The sequence below is a fragment of the Dietzia sp. 179-F 9C3 NHS genome (genome assembly GCF_045369825.1).
Lineage (GTDB): Bacteria > Actinomycetota > Actinomycetes > Mycobacteriales > Mycobacteriaceae > Dietzia.
This window is the reverse complement of record NZ_JBIQES010000004.1, coordinates 58233-79902: the sequence shown is the minus strand read 5'-3', so window position 1 is coordinate 79902 and position 21670 is coordinate 58233. Positions and strand designations below refer to the sequence as shown.

Sequence of the window (21670 nt, the reverse complement as noted above, 5' to 3'; positions counted from 1 at the left end):
GGCCCCACACGGGTCGCCGCTCCTACCGCGGAGTCGCGGATTTCGGCGTCAGGGGTCAGCGTGATGGGCTCAGCGGTACAGGGCCTCGATCTGCTCGGCGTAGACCTCGTCGATGACGTGCCGCCTGAGCTTGAGCGTCGGAGTGAGCTCCCCGCGGGCCTCGGTGAAATCGCGTGGCAGCACGGTGAACTTCTTGATCTCCTCGGCGTGCGAGACCAGGCTGTTGGCCTCGTCCACGGCGTACTGGATCTCGGCCCGCAGCGCCGGGTCCTCGACAAGCTGCTCGGGCGGCACACCCTCGCGGTCGTTCTCCTCGGCCCAGCGGGCGAGCGCCTCCTCGTCCACCGCGACGAGCGCGGAGATGAACTTGCGACCCTCACCGATCACCACGGTGTGGCCCACGAGGCGGTGGGAGCGCATGGCGTCCTCGAGCGGGCCGGGGGCCACGTTCTTGCCGCCGGCGGTGACGATGAGCTCCTTCTTGCGGCCGGTGATACGCAGGTAGCCGTCGGCGTCGAGCTCACCCAGGTCGCCGGTGGAGAACCAGCCGTCCCGCAGTACCTCGGCGGTGGCGGGCTCGTTGTTCCAGTAGTGGGAGAAGATCAGCGGCCCGGACAGTTCGACCTCGCCGGAGTCGGCGATCCGCACGCTCATCCCCGCGAGGGGCCGGCCGACGGTGCCGATGCGCTGGCAGCCGGGGCCGTTGACGGTGGCTGCGGCGTGCGACTCGGTGAGCCCGTAGCCCTCGTAGATCGGCACGCCGAGGCCGCGGAAGAAGTGCGCGATCCGGTCCGGGAGGGCGCCGCCACCGGAGATGGCGTATTCGCAGCGCCCGCCGAGCGCGGCGCGGACGGCCCGGTACACGGCCAGGTCGTAGGCCCGGTAGCGGGCGGCGGCCAGCAGCGACGGCTCGCGGCCGTCGCCGAGTCCGTCCCCGCCGCGGGCGACGCTGGTGTCGATCGCGACCTGCTCGGCGCGCCCGAAGATCTCCTGTTGGATCCGCCCCTTGGCGCGGGCCTGGGCCGCGATACCGTCGCGAACCTTCTCGAACACGCGTGGCACGCCGAGGATCATGTGGGGCCGGAAGTCGGCGAGCCGCGGCAGGAGGGTGGAGGTGTCGGCCCAGAAGCCGGTCGTGGCCCCGCCGAGGAACATCGTGTACGTCACCGACCGGGCAAGGACGTGCGCGAGCGGCAGGAACATGAGCGTCTTGTTGCCGCTGCGCCCCACCGTGCCGATCGGGTGGTCGAGCAGGCCGTGGCACTCGGCGAGCAGGTTGGCGTGGGTGAGGACGCAGCCCTTGGGCATGCCGGTGGTCCCAGAGGTGTAGACGATCGAGGCCGGGGCGTCCGGGCTGAGGTTGGCGATCGCGTCGTCAAGGACCTGCGGGTCCACGTCGTGGCCGCGTTCCTCCAGGTATTCGAGGCCCCCGTCGTCGAGGTACACCACGGTCTCACACGTCGCGGGGACCTCGGCGGCGGCCACGACGGCGGCGTGCTCGTCGCCCTCGGCCACGAGGACGCGGGCCGCGGAGTCCTCGAGGATCCACTGGAGCTGCGCGGCGGAGGAGGACGGGTAGACCGGCACCGAGACCGCGCCGGCGGTCCACACCGCCATGTCCACGAGCACCCACTCGAGCCGTGTCGCGGCCATGAGCGCCACCCGGTCGCCCGGCCGCACGCCCGAGGCCACGAGACCGCTCGCGATCTCGTCGACGCGCCGGACCACCTCGCCCATCGTCACCGGGCGCCACGCACCGTCGTGGTAGTGCTCGAAGGGGATGGTGCAGGGGGACTCGGCGGCGCGTTCCCGCGCGACCACGGGGACGAGGTCGGCCCGGTTCACCGGGCGTCCGGCGGGGACGGAGAAGTCGCGCATGGGCGGGGTGGCCTTTCGGGGACGACGACGAGGACCGCCGTCGATTATCCGCCCCGCCCGGGCCGCGCCGCCAGTCACCACCCTTTTCCCCACCCCGCGACGCGTTTCCCGTACACTGCGGAGTAGACAGATCGGTTCATTCTCGAGAACGGAACTTCCCCCATGGCCAAGATCTACTCCGACGTCACCGAGACCATCGGCCGTACCCCGCTCGTGCGCCTCAACGCCCTGACCGACGGCCTGCAGGCCACGGTGCTGGCCAAGCTCGAGTCCGCCAACCCCGCCAACAGCGTCAAGGATCGCATCGGCGCGGCCATCATCGACGATGCCGTCGCCTCCGGCGGCCTCAAGCCCGGTGGCACGATCGTCGAGGGCACCTCCGGCAACACCGGCATCGCGCTCGCCATGGTGGCGGCCGCGCGCGGCTTCAAGGCCGTCATCGTCATGCCCGACACGATGTCGGTCGAGCGCCGCGCCATCATGCGCGCCTACGGTGCCGAGCTCATCCTCACCCCGGGGTCCGAGGGCATGAAGGGAGCCGTCGCCAAGGCCCAGGAGATCGCCGACAGCCGCGAGAACGCCGTCCTGGCCCGTCAGTTCGCCAACCCGGCCAACGTCGACGTGCACCGTCGCACCACCGGCCCGGAGATCTGGGAGGACACCGCCGGTGAGATCGACCTGTTCGTCGCCGGAATCGGCACCGGCGGCACCATCTCGGGCGCCGGCAACTACCTGAAGTCCCAGAAGTCGGACATCAAGATCGTCGCCGTGGAGCCCAAGGATTCGCCGCTGCTCACCGAGGGCAAGGCCGGCCCTCACAAGATCCAGGGACTGGGCGCCAACTTCGTACCGGAGATCCTCGACCGGGAGATCTACGACGAGGTGATCGACGTGACCCTCGAGGATTCGTTGGAGATCGCCCGACGCCTCGGCAAGGAGGAGGGAATCCTTGCCGGCATCTCGTCGGGCGCCAACGTGTGGGCGGCGCTCGAGGTGGCCAAGCGCCCGGAGAACGCGGGCAAGACGATCGTCGTGATCGTGTGTGACTACGGCGAGCGCTATGTCTCGACGATGCTCTTCGAGGACTACCGCGACTGATGAGCATCCTGAGGACCGTTCGCGAAGACCTCGCCGCCGCGCGCGCCCACGACCCGGCCGCGCGCGGCGACGCCGAGGTCGCCGTCGTCTACTCCGGCCTCCACGCCATCTGGATCCACCGCCTGTCCCACCGGCTGTGGCGACGCGGCGGGGCGGCAAAGGGGGCGGCCCGGGCGCTCAGCCAGTTCGCGCGCTTCCTCACCGGGATCGAGATCCACCCCGGCGCGACCATCGGTCGCCGGTTCTTCATCGATCACGGCATGGGAGTCGTCATCGGGGAGACGGCCGAGATCGGCGACGACTGCATGATCTACCACGGCGTCACCCTGGGCGGCGTCTCGCTCAAGCAGACCAAGCGGCACCCCACGCTCGGAGACCGCGTCACCGTGGGCGCCGGAGCCAAGATCCTCGGCCCGGTCGAGATCGGCTCCGACTCGTCGGTGGGCGCCAATGCCGTGGTCGTCAAGAGCGCGCCGGCGGACTCGGTGGTCGTGGGCATCCCCGGCGTGGCCCGGCCGGCCAAGTCGACCAAGGAGGAACTGCGGGAGGCGCAGTTCTACATCGACCCGGCTATCTACATCTGACGCACGCCGGTCGGGGTTACGCTCGTCGGCGTGCGCACGCTGCCCACCACCCCGCTCCTGCGCGGCCCTCTCGTGCTACTGGCGCTCGCGTCGCTGGTCATGCTGTTGCGGATCCCCGACGAGCGCACCCACTGGTGGGGGATCACCGGCAACCTGATCGACATCAACGTCTACCGCTGGGGCGGGCACGCGGTCCTCACCGGCATCCCGCTGTACGAAGCGGCCCTGTTCGGCGACGACTCCGGCCGCTTCTATCCGGCGATGCCGTTCACCTATCCGCCGTTCTCGGCGCTGCTGTTCACGCCGTTGGAGCTGCTCAGCGTGCCGCTCATGGAGGCGCTCTGGGCGGCATTGACCCTGGCGCTGCTCTACCTGGCCATCCGTATGTGCTTCTGCGCGCTCGGCTACGCCCCGGACCGGGTCACCGTCCAGGTCTCGCTTCTCCTCGCCGTCATCGCCCTCACGCTCGAGCCGGTCCGCACGACACTGTGGCTCGGCCAGATCAACCTCCTCCTGCTGGTCCTGGTCCTCGCCGACCAGCTCGCCTCGCGGTCCGGGCGGCCGGGGGCACGGCGGCTCGCCGGCGTGGGGTCCGGCCTGGCCGCCGGGATCAAGCTCACCCCGGCGTTCTTCTGGGCGCACTGGCTGGTCACCGGCCGGTGGCGGGTCGCAGCGGTCTCGATCGGTGCGTTCGCCGCGACCGTCGCCGTGGGCTTCGCCGTGGTCCGCCGCGACGCCGTGCGGTACTGGTCGGGCACGCTCTTCGAGTCGCAGCGCATCGGCGAGGACTCCACCGTGGCCAACCAGTCGCTGCGCGGCGTGATCGCCCGGCTCGCCGGCGTTGACATGGCACCGACGTGGGTCTGGCTCGTGGGTGCCGCCTTGGTGGGATTGGCCGGCCTCGCCGTTGCCGCCCTCGCCCACCGCGCAGGGCACGAACTGCTCGCGCTGGCCCTGTCCGGCATGACCATGACCATGGTGTCGCCGTTTTCCTGGGGGCATCACTGGGTATGGTTCGTGCCTCTGCTGGTGGTGGCCGTGCACCTCGCCGTCGTCGGGGGGCGGTGGTTCCTGTGGGCGTTGCCGGTGCTGCTGTGGGCGGCCGCCGCGAACTGGGTGCAGAGCTTCCCCAACCCGGAGTTCCCCGATGACCGCTGGGTGGCGATGGGCTTGTTCATGCTGGCCGGGGACATCCCGGAGTGGCTCTACGGCATCATCACCAACGTCTACCCGATCGTCTGGCTGGTGACCGTCGTCGCCACCGCCCTATGGTCGTGGCTGGCCCGCGGCGACTCGCGCACCGGCACCGCCGAGCCCGCGTAACGCTCACGGTAGGCACGGCGCGGCACCCCTCGGGGGTCGCCGCGCAGCCCCGGCCGGCTGGGCCTGTACGGCTTCGGCAGCTCCGCCCACCTCACCGCGCAGTCGTCGACGGCCCAGGGCGGGGTCAGCCGTCGCGCGGGTGGCGTTCGACGGAGAAGTACTGCGTGAGCCGGCTGATGACGTGGACCTCGTCGAGTTGTCGGCGCGCCCTGGCGAGCATTCCGTCAGGGTACGTCCGGTATTCGTGCCCGGTCTCGGTGAGGATGATCAGCTCGCCGTCGCCGCGAGGCCCGGGCAGATAGGTCCAGGGACCGAAGGTCTTCTCGAGGTGGTGGTTCTTGCACAGGCAGACCAGGTTCCACTCGGCACTGGGTCCACCCCTGGCCGGATCTGGCTTGCAAAAGGCCAGGACATGATCGATCTCGCAGTCCTCGGCCTTGACCTTGCACCCCGGGTGGCGGCAGGTACCGTCGCGGAGCCGGATGCGGCGCTTGATGGCCTCGGAGAGGAAATAGCGCAGCGGGTCCTGCTCGCTGTCCTGCGCCCCGGGCAGGGGATCGATCATTCGGAACCGGGCGCCACCGTTCTCCTCCGCCAGCACCTGTGAGCAGAGCCAGTCGAAGGAGGAGTAGGCGCCGCGGACGAACTCCACCCGCTCCGGGAGCCCCAGCGCGGCAGAGGCGATGACCGTGACCTCCAACCGGGGCCGCCGCGAGGATCGAGCCGCGGGGCCGGAGCCGGCGGCGGTCCCCGCGCCGAACTCGGTCGCGCCGAACTCGGTCGCGCCGGGCGGGGCGGGCTGGGCCTCGCCGAGGCCGGCCAAAGCGTCGGCGAGGCGCTGGGCGTCGGTGCGTGGATCGCCGGGTTCGGTGTCGGCGGCGGCCGCGGCACGCAGGCGCTGCTCGAGGGCTGCGGCGTCCTCCGTGGGCAGGAGCGCCCACATCGAGCTCATGCCCTGCCCGCGGGGCCGGAAGGACACGCGGCGCTCCTCCCGGGCCTGCTCGTGCTGGCGGTCCAGCTCGTCACGGTCCCTGCGCTCCATGGCGCGGTCGATCCGCTCGCCCAGGGAGCCCCGGGTGGGCGGATCGCCCGCGTCGAGCTGGCGCCTGATCCCGGTCAGCACCTCCTCCTCGACCGCGTCCAACAACCGGTCGGGCACCTTGGCGAGTTTGCAGGCCAGGTCCACGATCAATCCCTCGTCCAGCACACCCTCCCGGGCGTGGCGGGAGAGGCGGCGCAGTCGGGTGCGCATCTGCACCGCCGCGGTAACCAACCGACCGGCGTGCCAGGCCGGGACGCCCATCGCCGTGGTGACGTGCGAACGCACCAGCCGGGCAGGCTCGAGCTGCGCGTACTCCGGGCCCGGCTCACGGCCCGCAACCTCGCCCTCACCCCGCCGGATCCGCTCGCGTCGCGAGACCACCTCGACCATCGCGAACACCGCATCCAGACGGGCCACCGCCGCGAGGTTCTGCTCACGCGTGAAGTCCCGGGAGAGCTCGACAAGCTCGGACAGGTCGAGCGACTCAAGCGGACGCGCGACGTCGATCGCCAGAACCGCCACCGTCACCACCCCCTGCTTCCGCCGATCGATCACCCCTGGATCGAATCTGTGTGCGATTCTACCCCGTCCCGACATATAGCGCAAGAGTTCGAGTTCGCGAATGCTGCCCGGCGCTCGTGTCGGACCGCCCGACTACCCTTCGTCCCATGGGACGACGGACGACGCGACACCCCGCACGGCGGCTCACCTCGGCGGGCGCCTCGCGGCGCGAGGTGGCCACCCTCGCCGTCGAGGAGCCGCTCGAGGTCCGCATCGGCGGCCTGCCCTACGTGGTGGCCATGCGGACCCCGGGCGACGACATGGACCTCGCCGCCGGTCACCTGGTCTCCGAAGGCGTGATCTGGCACCGCGAGCACCTGCCGGAGATCTGCTACTGCACCACGGCGAGCGGGCGCGCCGAGCAGGACTACAACACCCTCACCGTCACGCTCTCCCCGGACGTCCCCGAGCCCGAGCCTGTCCGCGCGGCCACCATGACCAGTGCGTGCGGCGTGTGCGGCGTCGACTCCATCGACGAGGTCCGCCGGTCCACTCACTTCCCCGCCGAGCCCACGGCGCCGCTTGTCGACGTGGACGCACTGCTCGCACTGCCCGCGCGGCTGCGCGAGCGACAGGCGCTGTTCGACAAGACCGGCGGGGTCCACGCGGCGGGACTGTTCACGCCCGGCGGGGAGGTGCTCTGTCTGCGCGAGGACGTCGGTCGCCACAACGCCGTGGACAAGGTGGTGGGCTGGGCGCTGCGCGAGGGCCGGCTGCCGCTGCGGGACACGATCCTGCAGGTCTCCGGCCGCGCGTCGTTCGAACTGGTCCAGAAGGCCTCCATGGCGGGGATCCCCGTCCTGGCGGCGGTGAGCGCGCCGTCGTCCCTCGCCGTGCACCTGGCCGATGAGGCCGGCGTGACGCTGGTGGCCTTCAATCGCGGGGACCGCGCCACCGTGTACACGCATCCGGAGCGCGTGCGGGCCTGAGCGGACCCGGCGCCGGGTCCGAGGAGAAGGCCGGGATGGAAGGACGACGACGAGGTGGACATCGCGGTGACGTGGCGCACAATGGGCCCATGAGCCTGATCCCCCGTATCCGTAGCTCCGCTCCCGTCGACGACATCGACGAGGCCGAGCTGCGCGTCACCGAGCCGGAGATCTCCGCAGCCGGGCCCAAGGCCGTGTCGGTGGCGCTCGAACGGGGGATCTCGCAGGCCGGCGTGTTGCGGACGGCGCGGGCGCTGGCCCGGGTCAACCACCGCAGCGGCACCGACTGCCCGGGGTGCGCGTGGCCCGAGTCGATCACCGGCCCTCGTAAGCCCGCCGAGTTCTGCGAAAACGGCGCCAAGGCCGTCGCCGAGGAGTCCACGACCCGCACCGTGACGCCCTCGTGGTGGGCCGAGCACCCGATCGCCGAATTGCGCGACAAGACCGAGTACTGGCTGGGCAACCAGGGCCGCATCACCGAGCCGGTCGTGCTGCGCCCGGGCGACGACCACTACTCGCCGATCCCGTGGCGCGAGGCGTTCGCCCTGATCGCCGAGCACGTCCATGCCACGACGCCCGACCGCTGCGTCTTCTACACCTCGGGCCGCACGGCCAACGAGACGGCGTTCATGTACCAGCTCCTCGCGCGGAGCCTGGGCACCAACAACCTTCCGGACTGTTCCAACATGTGCCACGAGTCGTCGGGCTCGGCGATGGTTCCGACCATCGGTATCGGCAAGGGGACGGTTTCCCTCGACGACTTCGATCACGCGGACGTCATCCTCGTTGTCGGGCAGAACCCCGGCACCAACCACCCACGCATGCTCTCCGCCCTGGCCGACGCGCGGCGGCGCGGGGCGCGCGTGGTGGCCATCAACCCCCTCCCCGAGGCGGGGCTGCTCCACTTCACCGACCCGCAGTCGCCGGCCGGCCTGGTGGCGGGGCTCGCGGGCCGGCCGGGCGAGACGATCGCCGACGACTTCCTCCAGATCCGCGTGGGCGGCGACCTCGCGCTGTTCCAGGCGCTCGGGCACCTGCTGCTCAAGGCAGAGGAGGCCGCGCCCGGGACGGTGGTGGACCGCGAGTTCGTCGAGGCGTGCACAGCGGGGTTCGCGGAGTACGCGACCGCGCGGTCCGAGATCGACTGGGACGTCACCGAGCGCGCGACCGGCCTGCCCCGCGACCAGATCGAGCGCCTCGCAACGACGCTCGTGCACTCGAAGGGCACGATCATCTGCTGGGCGCTGGGGCTCACACAGCAGCCGCACTCGGTGGACACGCTGCGCGAGATCGTCAACGTGCTGCTCCTGCAGGGGAACTTCGGCAAGCCCGGTGCCGGTGCCTGCCCGGTGCGCGGGCACTCCAACGTGCAGGGTGACCGCACGATGGGGATCTGGGAGAAGCCCGGGGAGTGGCTGCTCAGGGGTCTCGACGACGAATTCGGCATCCGCACACCGAGGGAGCACGGTTACGACTCCACCGAGACGCTCGCCGCGTTCGAGGACGGCCGGATCGACGTGTTCGTCTCGATGGGCGGCAACTTCGCCAAGGCCTGCTCGGACACCGACGTGCTGGAGAGCGGCATGCAGCGCACCGGGCTCACGGTGCACGTGTCCACCAAACCCAACCGCTCGCACGTCGTACACGGCCAGACCTCGCTCATCTTGCCCACGCTGGGCCGCACCGACCGCGACGACCGCCACCCCGGCGGCGCGCAGTTCGTGTCGGTGGAGGACTCGATGTCGGTGATCCGCTCGTCGCAGGGCCGGCTCGAGCCGGTCTCCGACCAGCTACTCAGCGAACCGCAGATCGTGGCCGGCATGGCCGAGGCGATCCTGGGGCATGACCACGCCGTGGACTGGCGGGCGATGGCCGAGGACTACGACGTGATCCGCGACCACATCTCCCGCGTCATCCCCGGCTTCGAGGGATACAACCGTAGAGTGCGGCAGAAGTCGGGCTTCGTGCTGCCCAACCCGCCGCGCGACACCCGCTCTTTCGCCACGCCGTCCGGCCGCGCGCACTTCACCGTCTCGCCGCTCGAGTGGCTCGAGGCACCGCCCGGGCACCTGATCCTGCAGACCCTGCGCTCGCACGACCAGTACAACACCACGTTCTATGGGCTCGACGACCGTTACCGCGGCCTCTCCGAGGGCCGCCGCGTGATCCTGGTCCACCCCGACGACCTGCGGGAGTTGGGGTTCGAGGACCGCGCACTCGTGGACGTGGTGAGCGTGTTCCCGGGCGCCGACGGCGAGGTGAGCGAGCGCCGGGCCGAGGGGTTCCGCCTCGTGACCTACCCGACCGCCCGCGGGTGTTGTGCCGCCTACTTCCCGGAGGCCAACAACCTGGTGCACCGGGAGAACGTGGCGCGCGAGTCCAACACGCCCGGATTCAAAGCCGTCACCGTGAGGTTCGAGCCGCGCCGAGGGTCGGCCCGCCCTGATCAGTCCGCGGCGGCCGGGTCGCCGTGCGGCACGTAGCCGCGACCGGGCGCCACGAAGAGCAGGAGAACGGCGGCGCCGGCGGCCACGAGGCCGAGCGCGAAGAGCGAGCGGCCGATGCCGCCGGCGAAGATGTCGCCGGCGGCGTCGAGCACGCCCTGCGCGGCGGGACCGGCCGCGGCCGCGAACTCCACCGCGCCGGCGAAGGAGCTCTCGACGGCGACGCGGCCGGCCTCGGGCACGGTGGGCAGGACGTCACGGATGCCGGAGGCGTAGTGCCCGGCCAGGATGCTGCCGGAGATCGCGATGCCGATCGCGGCGCCCACCTCGCGCATGGCGTCGTTGACGGCCGCCGCGACGCCCTGCTCGTCGGCGGGGATGTCGGAGACGATGGCCGAGGTCGCGGGCGCAGTGGACAGGCCGAGACCGATGCTGGCCACCATCATCGGCCACAGCAGAGACCAGTATCCGGTGTCGACATCCAGTCGGGAGAGGAAGATCATCCCGGCGGCGATGGCCGTCAGCCCCACCACGGAGACCATGCGCAGCCCGACGAGCGCGGTGATCCGGGGCGAGAGCAGCGAGATCACCATGACCGGCAGGATCATGGGCGCCAGGGCGAGGGAGGCGGCGATCGCGTCGTAGCCCTTGACCAGTTGCAGGTACTGCACGATGAGCAGGAAGAACCCGAAGATCGTGAGGAACTGCATGGCCACCGAGACCGAGCCGGTGGTGAAGCCGCGGCGACGGAAGTAGCGCACGTCGAGCAGCGGGTCGGCGGCGCGGAGCTCCACCAGAACGAAGGCCACCACGGACACCGCGGACAGGATGAGGGCGGCGACGACGAGGGGTTCGCCGAAGCTCGTGTGCGCTCCCTCGATGAGCCCGAAGACCACCCCACCCACGGCGAGCGCGGAGAAGACGGCACCGAGGACGTCCGGCCGTCCGTGCCGGGAGGCCACGGATTCGCCGATGGTGAAGGCGGCCGCCAGCACGACGAGGCCGATCGCGGAGTAGACCACGAAGATCGACTTCCACGACCACATCTGCAGCATGAGGCCGGAGCCGAGCAGGCCGACGATCCCGCCGATGCCCGCGAAGCCGGCCCACGTACCGACGGCGGTGCCGCGCTTGTCGGGCGGGAAGCTGGCGGTGAGCAGCGAGAGCGTGGACGGCATGACGAACGCCGCGCCGACGCCGGCGACCGCGCGGGTGACGATGATCCACGTGGGCGTGTCGAGCCACAGCGGCGCCGCGGAGGAGGCGGTGAACAGGGCCAGTCCGGCGATGAGGGTGGCGCGGCGGCCGAAGCGGTCGCCGAGGGCGCCCGCGGTGAGCACGAGCGCGGCCAGGGCCAGCGTGTAGGAGTCGACGATCCACGTGAGCTCGGCCTGGGTGGCGCCGGTGGCCACGGCGATGTCGGGCAGCGAGGTGTACAGCGCAGACATCGTGGCCACGACCAGCGAGACGGCGACGATGTTGACGAACAGCAGCCAGCGGCGCCGCCCTGCGGACAGTTCGAGCACGAGGTCCCCTCACGGTCGGACGAAGAAACGATACCGTCGGTATCGAATCGGGTCCGTCCACCGTAGCGCACGGGACTTGCCACAATGGCGCCATGCCCTCCCCGACCGACCCCCGCCGCGCGCGCTCGCGGGGCAAGCTGCTCGACGCCGCCACCGAACTCCTGGTGACCGGCGGGGCGGCGGCTGTCACGGTCGACGCGGTGACGCGCCTGTCCGGCGTCGCCCGCACCACGCTGTACCGCAACTTCCCGTCCACGGACTCGCTCATCGCGGCGGCCTTCCGGCGGCTCCTGCCCGCCCCGGAACCATCGCCCGAAGCGGGAACGGTGCGCGAGAAGCTCGTCGCCCTGTGTGCCTCGATGGCGCGGTCCGTCCAGGAAGCGCCCCTGCAGCAGTCCATGCTCGGGTGGCTCGCGATGGGCCGGCACGCGGGTGGTGACGACGAGTTGGGCGAGCTGCGCCGGGGGGTCGTGCGCGCGTATTCCGAGCCCGTCCACGACGTGCTCTCCGAGGCCGAGGCCGCGGGCGCCATCCCGCCCCTGGACCGCGAGCTGGCCGTGGCCCAACTCGCCGGCCCCGTGGTGATGGCCCGGCTCATGGGGCTGCGGCCGTTCACCGAGGCCGACATCGAGCGGCTCGTCGACGACTTTCTCCGTGGCCGGCTCGCCGAGCGGGGCAATGCCGGCGCGACCGGGACGGGGCCGGCGTGAGCACGCGGGTCGCGGCGATCGTCCTCACCGGCGGCCGGGGCAGTCGGCTCGGCGGGGCGGACAAGGCGGCGGTCCGCGTGGGCGGGCGATCGCTCGGCGAGACGGTGCACGCGGCGGCGGCCGCGGTGGCCGGGGCCGTGGTGACCGTGGGCGCCGGCGGGACCGTGCGGGAGGACCCGCCCCACGCGGGACCGGTCGCAGGGCTCGCCGCGGGACTGGCGGCGGTCCCGGAGGCGGTGGAGATCGTCGTCGTCCTGGCCTGCGACCTCCCCGACCTCGACGCCGAGGCCCTGCATGACCTGCTCGCCGCCCTCGACGCCGCGCCCGCCGGGACCGACGCGGCGGTGGGGGTCGACGCGTCCGGCCGCGACCAGGTGCTGCTCGCCGCGTGGCGGCGCCCGGCGCTCGCGGGCCGGCTCGCCGCGCTCGGCGACCCCGCTGGGCGGCCCGTGCACGCGCTGTACGACGGCGCCGCGGTGGCGCGGGTCGGGCTCGGCGGGCGCGCGGGCGACGTGGACACGTGGGACGACGTCGCCGCCCGGGGTCCCGTCGAGCTGGACCAGCTCGGACCCGCGCTCGCGGCGGGGATTGCGCCGTTGCCCCCGCGCGCGGCTGCGACCCTCGACGCCCGTGGAGCGCTCACGGAGCCGCTGACCGCCGCGGACGCCATGCCGCGGATGCCGGTCTCGGCGATGGACGGCTACGCGCTCGCCGGCCCCGGACCGTGGCGACTGCTGGACTGCACGCGCCAGGCGGGCGACGCCGCTCCGCTGCGGATGTCGAGTGGCGAGTGCGTACCGATCGCCACCGGTGCGCTCGCCCCGTCCGGCGCCGACCGCGTGCTGCGGCACGAGCACGTGCGCGTCGAGGACGGCAGCGTCCACGCGCTGCCCACAGCCGACGGCGTCGACGACCTCCGGTCCGTCGGCGAGGACTGGTCGGCCGGCGCGCAGCTCGTGCCCGCCGGGGCGACCGCGGACGCCGCGGTGCGTTCGGTCGCGCTGTCGGCCGGCGTCGCCGAACTGGCCGTCCGCGGGCCCGTCCGCGCGAGGGTGCTCACGACGGGCGACGAGGTCCTGCCCGCCGACGCCCCGGACCCGCTGCCGCCCGGGCGCATCCGCGACACCGCGGGCCCCGTCCTGACCGGGGTGCTCGCGGCGGACGGAATGGAGGTCGCGGGCCCCGTGGCGCACGTCCCCGACGAACCCGGTGCGCTCGCCGCGGCGCTGGGTGCGGGGCAGGAGGGCACCGGGCGTGACGACGAGGTCGAGGTCCTGGTCCTGGTCGGCGCCACCGGGCGGGGGCCGGCCGACCACCTGCGCCCGGTCCTCGCGCGGCTCGGTGCCCGGGTCCTCGTGGACGGCGTCCGGATGCGGCCCGGCGGGTCGCAGATCGTCGCGGAGCTGGCCGGCGGCGCGATCCTGCTGGCTCTGCCCGGCAATCCGCTCGCCGCGGTGTGCGCGGGTGCCGTCACCGGCCGGCTGGTCGTGGACGCGCTCACGCTCCGCGTGCGCACCCCCGAGAGAGTCCGCGTCCCGGGGACGGCCGGGCTCGCCGTACCCGGGCGGGCCCGCGTGCTGCCCGCGCACCCCGACGGGACCGGCGGCTGGGAGGTCGCCCCGAGGGCGCGGACCTCGCACCTGCTCGACCTGGCGGGAGCGGCGGCCCTCGCCGTCATCCCCCGGGGCGCCGGGGACGCGGACCCGGTGGAGCTCCTGCGCTGGGCGTGATCCGTGACGGTCGTGCCCCCCCGCGCCTGCCGATGTCGACGAAGGACGTGGCCACCTACCTGTGACATGTTTTCCGGGGGCGGGTGGTCGCCTCGTCGTCACCTATTCCCCGAGCGGCACGAACCCGGCCTCCACCAGCGCGCGGCGACCCCGGTCCGACGCCACGAGGTCGCGGAAGGCGGCCGCCGCCTCGAGCTCGGCGTCGCCGGCGGACTCGCCCTGCGCCGCCGGCCCGTCTGCGAGCAGGTAGTCGGTGATCCCCACGTCCGGCAGACGAGCGCGCAGGCCGGCGACGTCCTCGGCGTGAACCTCCTCGACCCAGCCGCGCGAGGCCGCCACGTCGGTGCGGAAGACGATTCCCGCGTCGAGTGTGTTGCCGGCGAGCCGCTCGGTGAGGGTGGGCGAGTCGGAGACCCGCTCGTCGACGTCCGCCCCGACCGCCGCCGCCGCGAGGAGTGCCGCGGAGGCGCGTCCGCACGCGCCGTCCACGATGCACAGGCCCACGCGGAGCTCCGGGCGCGCGAGGTCCGCCAGCCTCTCCACCGCCGCGTGGTTGCCGGCCGGGACCGCGAGCACCACGAGGTTGCGGGCGAAGACGCGGGGGGCGGCGGCCGCCCCGGCGTCGACCGCGATGCCCATCGCCGTCTGCCCGGTGGCGGCGAAGACGTGGATGTCGTCCCGCTCCCCCAACCCGCGGGCCAGGTCGACCGAGCGGCCCAGCTCCAGCCGGACGCGCGTGCCGGGGTTCTCGGCCTCGAACTCCTCGGCGAGCTCGGTGAACACCCCGCTCAGCGAGACGCCCGCCGCGACACCGATCTCCGTGACCGGCGTGTCCGGGTCCGGCTGCCCGGTCGCGGTACAGGCGGGCAGCAACGCTGCGGTGGTCGCGGCCACCGCGGCGAGCAGGGAGCGCCGGCCCACCGCCTCACCCCCCGGCGAACGGCGGCAGCACGTCGACGGCGGTGGCGGGCCCGAGCGGCGTCGACGGGTCCCGGGTCGTCTCGTCGCCGAGGAGGAACGACGACACCGTGACGATGCTGGCCAGCGGCTCGCCGTGGCGCTCGCAGATCTCGCGGGCCAGCTCGCCGACCGTCGACGCGTCGGTGTGGAGCCGCTCGCGGGCCGTGCCCGCGGCGTCCTCCGCCGCGGCGTAGTAGCCGACGGTGATCACTCTCGGGGTGCCGCTCACGGTCTCGACTGTAACCCGGCGCGTCGGGCGGGGGCATCCTCCGAACGGACGACTCCGGCGCGGGTCAGCCGCCGATCGCGCCCATCGAGCGCCGCGGTCGCGCGAAGCGGGTGCCGCCGATCCCGTGGCCGGCCTGCTTGCCCCACATCGCCGCGCGCCACGCCTGCGCGACCGCCGCGTCGCCCGCGCCCGAGCGGAGAACGCCGAGGACGTCGGTCTCGTCGTCGCCGAACAGGCACGAGCGCACCGTGCCCTCGGCGGTGAGACGGGTGCGGTCGCAGGCCGCACTGAAGGAGCGGGTGACGGTGCCGATGATCCCCACCGTCGCCGGGCGCTCCCGCCGCGTCCCGGTGTCCCACGTGGTGTGACCGGCCACCTCCCACAGCTCGGCGGGCGCGGCGGGGTCCTCGCGCCCCGCGGCGGTCAGCTCGAAGCGCGTGGAGAGCGATGCGAGCACCTCGGCGGCGGTCACCATCTCCCCGCGGCTCCACCGCTGGTCGGCGTCGAGCGGCATCTCCTCGATGAAGCGCAGCTGCACGCCCTCCGCCAGGGCCCACGCGAGCAGGTCCGGCGCGCCCGCCAGCGTCGCCCGCAGCGGCACGGCGTTGACCTTGACGGGGTCCAGGCCCGCCTCGACCGCCGCCCGCACGCCGCGCAGCACCGACGGCAGCCGGTCCCGGCGGGTGAGCTCGGCGAACTCCGCGCGGTTCACCGTGTCCAGCGAGATGTTGATACGCGTGAGCCCGGCCTCGACCAGGCCGCGGGCCCGGTGTTCGAGGCCCACGCCGTTGGTGGTGAGTGCAATGGGCAGGGCCGGGCAGGCTGCACGCGTGCCGGCGACGATCCGCTCCAGGTCCTGCCGCATGAGCGGCTCGCCGCCGGTGAAGCGCACCTCGCGGACGCCCAGCTCGCGGTGCGCCAGCGCCACGAGGTGCACCACCTCGTCGGTCGTCATCCGCCGGTCCTCGGGGATGGGCGGCAGGCCCTCCTCCGGCATGCAGTACGTGCAGCGCAGCGAACACTTCTCCGTGAGCGAGACGCGCAGGTCCCGGGCCGTGCGGCCGAAGGTGTCGACGAGCAGTGGCGTGGCGGGGCGGCGTGGCGTCGCGGGGTCCGGGGTCGTCATGCCTGCCTCCCTTCGCCGGTTACGGCGGGCGCACCCGGCGTGCGCCCGAGTGTAGGCGCGGGCTACCCCTCGCCGGCGACAGCAGGACCCGCGCTCAGCGCGACCCGCCGCCGCCCTCCGGCATCTCCACGTCCGGGTTCGGCCCCAGCAGCGTCATCTCGTGGATCTCGTCGCGCTCGGCCTGCGCGCGTAGCCCCGGCGCGATCACGCGACCCAGGTGGTGGCCGAGCACCACGACGAGCGTGCCCAGGGCGATGCCGCCGAGCTGGAAATCGTCGGTGAGGTGCAGCGTCGTGTCCCCGACGGCGATCACCACGCCCGCCGCGACCGGCACCAGGTTGAGCGGGTTGCCGAAGTCGACCCGGTTCTCCTTCCAGATCTTGGCGCCGAGCAGGCCGATCATCCCGTAGAGCACCACGGTGATCCCGCCGAGCACGCCGCCGGGCGTCGCGGAGATCACCGCGCCGAGCTTGGGCGAACAGCCGAGCAGGATCGCGGTGAGCGCCGCGACCACGTAGGCGGCCGTCGAGTACACCCTGGTGGCCGCCATGACTCCGATGTTCTCCGCGTACGTGGTGGTGGCCGATCCGCCGAACGAGGTGGCCAGCACGGTGCCGGCGCCGTCAGCGGCCAACGCCCGCCCCATGAGCCCGTCGGTCTCGGTGCGCGTGATCTCGCCGATCGCCTTGACGTGCCCCGCGTTCTCGGCGATCAGCGCGATCACGCCGGGCACCACCAGCAACACGAACGCCAGCGAGAAGTCGGGCGCGTGGATACCCACCACGCCGGCGGCCTCGTCGGTCATCGGCGGCAACCCGATCCACGGCGCCGCGCCGACCCCCGACCAGTCCACGCGGAGGTGTTCGGTCACCTCGCCAGCGGTCGTGCTGAAGGACGTGATGGGCCCCGTCGTCACATCCAACACCCAGGAGAGCACGTACCCGAACACCAGCGAGAGGAAGATCGCGATCCGTCCCGCGAACCCCTTGAGCCCCACCGTCATAAGGATCAGGACGACCATCACCACCAGCGCCACCCACTGGTCCTGCGGCCAGTACGTCTCGGCCACGACGGGCGCGAGGTTGAAGCCCAGGAGCATCACCACGGCGCCGGTGACGACCGGCGGCAGCACGGCCGTCACCACCCGGCCGCCGACGAAGTGCACCACCAGGCCCACCGCCAGCAGTGCCGCGCCGGCCACGAGCATCGCTCCGGTGACCTCCGCGCTCGTGCCGCCCTGGGCCCGGATCGCCGCGACGGCGCCGACGAACGCCACCGACGTGCCGAGATAACTGGGCACCCTGCCCTTGACCACGGCCAGGAAGAGCAGGGTGCACACGCCGGAGAACAGGATCGCGAGCTGGGGGTTGAGCCCCATGATGATGGGGAACACGAACGTCGCCCCGAACATCGAGACGACGTGCTGCGCCCCGATCCCGATCGTGCGCGGCCAGCTCAGCCTCTCCGACGGCGCCACCACCTCACCGGGCCGGATGGTCTTGCCGTCCCCGTGGACCGACCACGGTCCGGTTCGCGCGGGTGTCTTATCTGACCGGGTCTTCGTCGTCGTACCGTCGTTCTTCTTCTCCGCCACGTCTCGCCCGTCACCTTTCGCCGTCCGCGGACCGCCGCGCGCGGGCCGTAGGCACCCTACAACGCGGTTACCGTGGAGGCATGGCCTCCTCCCACAGCGACACCGCGCGCCTGTCCCCCGACGGCTACCGCGAGCTCGTGCGGACGCACCTGGCGCCGATGCTGGTCCGCGCCGCGCGGTCCACCCGACTGCCGCTGATCGCGTGCGCCGACTCTGTGCTGGCCCGCGACCTTCGCGCCGCCGTGGACCTGCCGTTGTTCGTGAATTCGCAGATGGACGGCTACGCGGTGCGGTCGGCGGATGTGGCCGAGGCGAGCCCCGACGTGCCCGTGCGACTACGGGTGGTGGGGGCCGTACACGCCGGCCAGGAGCCGGGCTCACGGGTCGGCGACGGCAAGGCCTGCAGGATCATGACCGGGGCACCCGTCCCCGAGGGCGCGGACTGTGTCGTTCCCGTGGAGGACACCTCGCCGGACCCGGACGAGGGCTCGGTGGTGCTGGTGCGGGCACCTCGCGCGCGGGGCGAGTTCGTCCGGAGTCCCGGCGACGACGTCCGGGCCGGTGACGTGGTGATCCCGGCGGGCGTACAGCTCCGGGCGCGTCACCTGGCGGCGGCGGCCTCTCTCGGGGAGTCGGCGCTGGACGTGCGGCCGCGGCCCCGGGTCGGAGTGGTGGCCACGGGTTCCGAGCTGGTCGCGCCCGGGCGGCCGCTGAGCCCGGGGCAGATCTGGGACTCCAACTCGTTGACCCTGACGGCCGCGCTCAAGGCCTGCGGCTGCGATGTGACGGCCACGCTGACCAGCAGCGACGACCGCGACGAGTTCTCCACCGCCCTCGATTCCGCGGTCTCCGGCGCGGACCTGGTGGTGACCGTTGGCGCGGTGTCGATGGGTGATGCCGAGGTGGTGCGGCAGGTGCTCGACGGACGCGATGGTTCGCGTTTCGCGCCGATCGCCATGCAACCCGGGGGACCGCAGGGGATCTCGACATGGCGGGACACGCCCGTCGTGTGCCTGCCGGGTAATCCTGTGAGCGCGCTGGTGTCGTTCGTGGTGCTGCTGCGACCGGTCATCCTCGAGGCGGTGGGGCGGTCGCCTGTCCAACCGGTGCGGGCCCGGCTCTCGCACGACGTCACCTCCCCGGCAGGGAAGGTCCAGTTCCTGCGGGCGGCACTCGGTCCGGACTCCGGCGACGGCATCCCCGTCGTCGAGCCGGTCTCGGGCCCCGGCTCACACCTGGTTGCCTCGATGGCCCGCGCTGACGTGCTGGTGGAGATCCCTGCGGATGCGATCTCACTGGCGGCCGGGACCGAGGTCGAGGCGGTGGCGCTGTGACCCGCCACGCCCGAACGCCAACCGGACTGCCCCTGCCCACGTTCTCCCCGAAACCGGACTCGCCCGGCTCCGGACCCGGGGCGAGCGGTATCCGGTCGCGCCGAAGGGTCGTAGGGTCGGGGATGGCCGTGGGGCCGGCCCGGCCCGTCGGCGACGAGTTCACCACCAGTCGGAGGCATACATGCCCACACGTACCACGGTCGCTCGACACATCATCGACACGCTCCACGCCTCGGGGGTCCAGCGGGTCTACGGACTTCCCGGTGACTCGCTGAACGGCGTCACGGACGCGATCCGGCAGACCGACGGCGTGGACTGGGTGATCACCCGGCACGAGGAGGCGGCCGCGTTCGCCGCCTCCGCAGAGGCCGCGCTGACGGGGAACCTCACGGTGTGCGCCGGTTCCTGTGGGCCCGGCAACCTGCACCTGATCAACGGCCTGTTCGACGCCCAGCGTTCCGGGGTCCCGGTCCTCGCACTGGCCGCGCACATCCCGTCAGAGGAGATCGGGACGGGATATTTTCAGGAGACCCATCCACAGGAGCTGTTCCGCGAGTGCAGCGTCTATGCGGAGCACGTCTCGTCAGCCGAGCAGGCGCCGCGGCTGCTGAGGATCGCTATGCGTGCGGCCATCGAGAAGCGCGGCGTGGCCGTCCTCGTCCTGCCCGGCGACGTGGCGCTCGAGGAGACCACCGCCGAGGTGGCCGCCGTCCGCCCCACCACCAGTGAGGTGGTCCCGGCCGAGGAGGATCTCGCTCGCGCCGTCCGCGTCCTCGACGGCTGCGAGGACGTGACGATCCTCGCCGGCGCCGGCTGCGCGGGCGCCCATGACGAGCTGCTGCAGATCGCGGAGACGCTCAAGGCGCCGATCGTCCATGCGATGCGTGGCAAGGAATGGGTGGAGCACGACAACCCCTACGACGTGGGGATGACCGGTCTGCTCGGGTTCTCCTCGGGCTACCGCGCCATGATGTCGGCCGAGACCCTGCTGGTTCTGGGCTCCGACCTGCCGTATCCGCAGTTCTACCCGGACGCCACGGTGATCCAGGTCGACATCCGGGGCGAGCGGATCGGTCGACGCACGCCTGTCGAGGTACCGCTGGTCGGCGGAGTCGGGGAGACGATACGGGCGCTGCTCCCCAGACTGCGCACGCACACGGGCCGCAAACATCTCGAGGGCGCCACGAAGCACTACGCCAAGACGCGGCGCACGCTGGACGATCTCGCCACGCCGTCCAAGCGGACCATCCACCCGCAGTATCTGACGCGGTTGATCGACGAGGCGGCGGACGACGACGCGGTGTTCCTGCCGGACGTCGGTAGCCCTGTGATCTGGGCGGCCCGTTATCTGACGATGAACGGGCGCCGACGGATCGTCGGGTCGTTCACCCACGGGTCCATGGCCAACGCCCTGCCGCAGGCGATCGGAGTCCAGGCCGCCTCACCCGGCCGGCAGGTGATCGCGCTCGCGGGCGACGGCGGACTCTCCATGCTGATGGGCGAGCTGCTCACGCTCGTCGAGCACGACCTGCCGGTCAAGGTGGTGGTGTTCAACAACGCCTCGTACAACTTCGTGGAGGTGGAGATGAAGGCCGACGGCTTCGTGAACTACGGCACCGATCTGTCCAACCCCGACTTCTCGAAGGTCGCGGAGGCCTGCGGGCTCGCGGGGTTCCGGGCGGACAAGTCCAAGGATCTACCCGGGACCGTCAAGCGGTTCCTCGCCCACGACGGGCCCGCCCTGCTCGAGGTGGAGGTGGAACGTCAGGAGCTCACGATCCCGCCGTCCATCAGCGCCGCCCAGGCCAAGGGGTTCACGCTCTACTCGCTGCGCACCGTGCTCTCCGGCCGCGGTGACGAGCTGGTGGACCTGGCCAAGGCGAACCTGCGGCAACTGTTCTAAGACCCTGCCCAGGGCCCCTCGCCGCTGTCGAGAGCCTGCTGCCAGAAGTCGATCTCCAGGCGGGTGGCCGTCCGGAACACGTCGGTGAGCTCGTCCAGCCGACGGTCCGACAGCCCGCCCGCGGCCAGGGCATCGAGCTGGGCGATCGCGGCGCGGGAGGCGGCGGTGAACTCCTCGCCGGAGTACTCGCTGATCCACTCGCGGTACGGGTGCTCGCCACTCTGTCCGCCGTGCTCGGCCAGGCGAGGTTGGAGCCTGGCGCCGATCTCGGCGTAGCCGATCGTGCACGGGGCCAGTGCAACGCTCAGGTCGAGCAGGTCCCCGGCCATCCCCGAGTCCAGGACATAGCGGGTGTAGGCGACGGTGGCCTGCTTCTCGGGAGCGGCCTCGAGCTCGGCGCGCGGGATGCCCCAGCGCTCGGTGAGCGTCAGGTGCAGGTCGGTCTCGGCGAGAATCGCCCCGGTCGCGGCGTGCGCGGCCTTGAGGTCGGCGAGCGTGCGGCTCTTATACGTGGCCAGGGCGTTGGCGCGGACGAACTGGACGAGGAAGTGGAAGTCCTGGACCAGGTAGTCCTGGAAGACCGGCAGCGGCAGGGTGCCGGCGCCGAGCCGCTCCACGAAGTCGTGCCGGGTGTAGGCGTCCCATTCGTCGCGGCAGCGGGTCTTCAGGGTCTCGAACAGGCTCAACTCGGGCCTCCTT

Annotated in this window: 17 protein-coding genes; 9 read left to right on the top strand and 8 right to left on the bottom strand. The window is 72.4% G+C overall.

Features of this window, described 5'->3' with window-relative positions:
* Positions 1–69: 69 nt before the first annotated feature.
* Positions 70–1878: an AMP-dependent synthetase/ligase gene (locus tag ACH0BZ_RS06665; protein WP_406897209.1), complete on the bottom strand. Its 1809-nt coding sequence runs from the start codon at positions 1876–1878 to the stop codon at positions 70–72.
* Positions 1879–2040: 162 nt separating this feature from the next.
* Between ACH0BZ_RS06665 and cysK the strand changes: the two genes are divergently transcribed.
* From cysK to ACH0BZ_RS06650, 3 genes are read left to right on the top strand one after another with little or no spacing between them, the layout of a single operon-like run.
* On the top strand, positions 2041–2976 hold the full coding sequence (gene cysK / locus ACH0BZ_RS06660) for a cysteine synthase A (RefSeq protein ID WP_406897208.1): 936 nt from the start codon (positions 2041–2043) through the stop codon (positions 2974–2976).
* A complete protein-coding gene (gene epsC / locus ACH0BZ_RS06655; RefSeq protein WP_406897206.1) occupies positions 2976–3560 on the top strand; it encodes a serine O-acetyltransferase EpsC in 585 nt (194 codons plus the stop codon). Before cysK ends, epsC begins: the two co-directional genes overlap by 1 nt.
* Before the next feature lie 30 nt (positions 3561–3590).
* A complete protein-coding gene (locus tag ACH0BZ_RS06650; RefSeq protein WP_406897205.1) occupies positions 3591–4883 on the top strand; it encodes a glycosyltransferase 87 family protein in 1293 nt (430 codons plus the stop codon).
* A 124-nt stretch (positions 4884–5007) separates the two neighbouring features.
* Here ACH0BZ_RS06650 and ACH0BZ_RS06645 read toward each other — a convergent pair whose 3' ends face one another.
* Positions 5008–6480: a DUF222 domain-containing protein gene (locus ACH0BZ_RS06645; RefSeq protein ID WP_406897203.1), complete on the bottom strand. Its 1473-nt coding sequence runs from the start codon at positions 6478–6480 to the stop codon at positions 5008–5010.
* Positions 6481–6593: 113 nt separating this feature from the next.
* Between ACH0BZ_RS06645 and fdhD the strand changes: the two genes are divergently transcribed.
* Both fdhD and ACH0BZ_RS06635 read left to right on the top strand, forming a co-directional pair.
* Positions 6594–7415, top strand: a complete 822-nt coding sequence (gene fdhD / locus ACH0BZ_RS06640; protein ID WP_406897201.1) for a formate dehydrogenase accessory sulfurtransferase FdhD — start codon at positions 6594–6596, stop codon at positions 7413–7415.
* Positions 7416–7504: 89 nt separating this feature from the next.
* Positions 7505–9898, top strand: coding sequence for an FdhF/YdeP family oxidoreductase (locus ACH0BZ_RS06635; RefSeq protein WP_406897200.1), 2394 nt, complete (start codon positions 7505–7507; stop codon positions 9896–9898).
* Here the strand turns inward: ACH0BZ_RS06635 and ACH0BZ_RS06630 are convergent.
* Positions 9862–11385 carry an MFS transporter gene (locus ACH0BZ_RS06630; protein WP_406897199.1) on the bottom strand — a complete coding sequence of 508 codons (1524 nt, stop codon included), beginning with the start codon at positions 11383–11385 and terminating at the stop codon, positions 9862–9864. The two genes, ACH0BZ_RS06635 and ACH0BZ_RS06630, sit on opposite strands and share 37 nt — an antisense overlap.
* 92 nt (positions 11386–11477) lie before the next feature.
* Here ACH0BZ_RS06630 and ACH0BZ_RS06625 point away from each other — a divergent pair, with 92 nt between their 5' ends.
* Both ACH0BZ_RS06625 and ACH0BZ_RS06620 read left to right on the top strand, forming a co-directional pair.
* The gene (locus ACH0BZ_RS06625; RefSeq protein WP_406897198.1) at positions 11478–12095 is read left to right on the top strand and encodes a TetR/AcrR family transcriptional regulator; all 618 of its coding nucleotides are present in this window, start codon (positions 11478–11480) and stop codon (positions 12093–12095) included.
* The gene (locus ACH0BZ_RS06620) at positions 12092–13825 is read left to right on the top strand and encodes an NTP transferase domain-containing protein (RefSeq protein WP_406897197.1); all 1734 of its coding nucleotides are present in this window, start codon (positions 12092–12094) and stop codon (positions 13823–13825) included. Before ACH0BZ_RS06625 ends, ACH0BZ_RS06620 begins: the two co-directional genes overlap by 4 nt.
* Positions 13826–13927: 102 nt before the next feature.
* Here ACH0BZ_RS06620 and ACH0BZ_RS06615 read toward each other — a convergent pair whose 3' ends face one another.
* The 4 genes from ACH0BZ_RS06615 to ACH0BZ_RS06600 all read right to left on the bottom strand — a co-directional run bounded on the left by ACH0BZ_RS06615 (position 13928) and on the right by ACH0BZ_RS06600 (position 17635).
* The gene (locus ACH0BZ_RS06615; RefSeq protein ID WP_406897196.1) at positions 13928–14746 is read right to left on the bottom strand and encodes a substrate-binding domain-containing protein; all 819 of its coding nucleotides are present in this window, start codon (positions 14744–14746) and stop codon (positions 13928–13930) included.
* A 4-nt stretch (positions 14747–14750) separates the two neighbouring features.
* Complete coding sequence (locus tag ACH0BZ_RS06610; protein ID WP_406897195.1) at positions 14751–15014, bottom strand: MoaD/ThiS family protein; 264 nt, start codon at positions 15012–15014, stop codon at positions 14751–14753.
* Positions 15015–15078: 64 nt separating this feature from the next.
* Complete coding sequence (gene moaA / locus ACH0BZ_RS06605; RefSeq protein WP_406897194.1) at positions 15079–16140, bottom strand: GTP 3',8-cyclase MoaA; 1062 nt, start codon at positions 16138–16140, stop codon at positions 15079–15081.
* Between the two features lie 94 nt (positions 16141–16234).
* Positions 16235–17635 carry a uracil-xanthine permease family protein gene (locus ACH0BZ_RS06600; protein ID WP_406897398.1) on the bottom strand — a complete coding sequence of 467 codons (1401 nt, stop codon included), beginning with the start codon at positions 17633–17635 and terminating at the stop codon, positions 16235–16237.
* 179 nt (positions 17636–17814) lie between these two features.
* On the opposite strand from ACH0BZ_RS06600, the gene glp reads away from it, so the two are divergent.
* Together glp and poxB are read left to right on the top strand one after the other, a co-directional pair.
* A complete protein-coding gene (gene glp, locus ACH0BZ_RS06595; protein ID WP_406897193.1) occupies positions 17815–19068 on the top strand; it encodes a gephyrin-like molybdotransferase Glp in 1254 nt (417 codons plus the stop codon).
* A gap of 181 nt (positions 19069–19249) precedes the next feature.
* Positions 19250–20971, top strand: a complete 1722-nt coding sequence (gene poxB / locus ACH0BZ_RS06590) for a ubiquinone-dependent pyruvate dehydrogenase (protein ID WP_406897192.1) — start codon at positions 19250–19252, stop codon at positions 20969–20971.
* On the opposite strand, the gene ACH0BZ_RS06585 is transcribed toward poxB, so the two are convergent.
* A complete protein-coding gene (locus ACH0BZ_RS06585; RefSeq protein ID WP_406897191.1) occupies positions 20968–21657 on the bottom strand; it encodes a TenA family protein in 690 nt (229 codons plus the stop codon). The two genes, poxB and ACH0BZ_RS06585, sit on opposite strands and share 4 nt — an antisense overlap.
* Positions 21658–21670: the final 13 nt, after the last annotated feature.

Coding starts and splice junctions, on each gene's coding strand:
- epsC (WP_406897206.1), top strand. CDS start 2,976: ATGAGCATCCTGAGGACCGTTCGCGAAGACCTCGCCGCCGCGCGCGCC.
- poxB (WP_406897192.1), top strand. CDS start 19,250: ATGCCCACACGTACCACGGTCGCTCGACACATCATCGACACGCTCCAC.
- cysK (WP_406897208.1), top strand. CDS start 2,041: ATGGCCAAGATCTACTCCGACGTCACCGAGACCATCGGCCGTACCCCG.
- ACH0BZ_RS06635 (WP_406897200.1), top strand. CDS start 7,505: ATGAGCCTGATCCCCCGTATCCGTAGCTCCGCTCCCGTCGACGACATC.
- ACH0BZ_RS06625 (WP_406897198.1), top strand. CDS start 11,478: ATGCCCTCCCCGACCGACCCCCGCCGCGCGCGCTCGCGGGGCAAGCTG.
- ACH0BZ_RS06665 (WP_406897209.1), bottom strand. CDS start 1,878: ATGCGCGACTTCTCCGTCCCCGCCGGACGCCCGGTGAACCGGGCCGAC.
- moaA (WP_406897194.1), bottom strand. CDS start 16,140: ATGACGACCCCGGACCCCGCGACGCCACGCCGCCCCGCCACGCCACTG.
- fdhD (WP_406897201.1), top strand. CDS start 6,594: ATGGGACGACGGACGACGCGACACCCCGCACGGCGGCTCACCTCGGCG.
- glp (WP_406897193.1), top strand. CDS start 17,815: ATGGCCTCCTCCCACAGCGACACCGCGCGCCTGTCCCCCGACGGCTAC.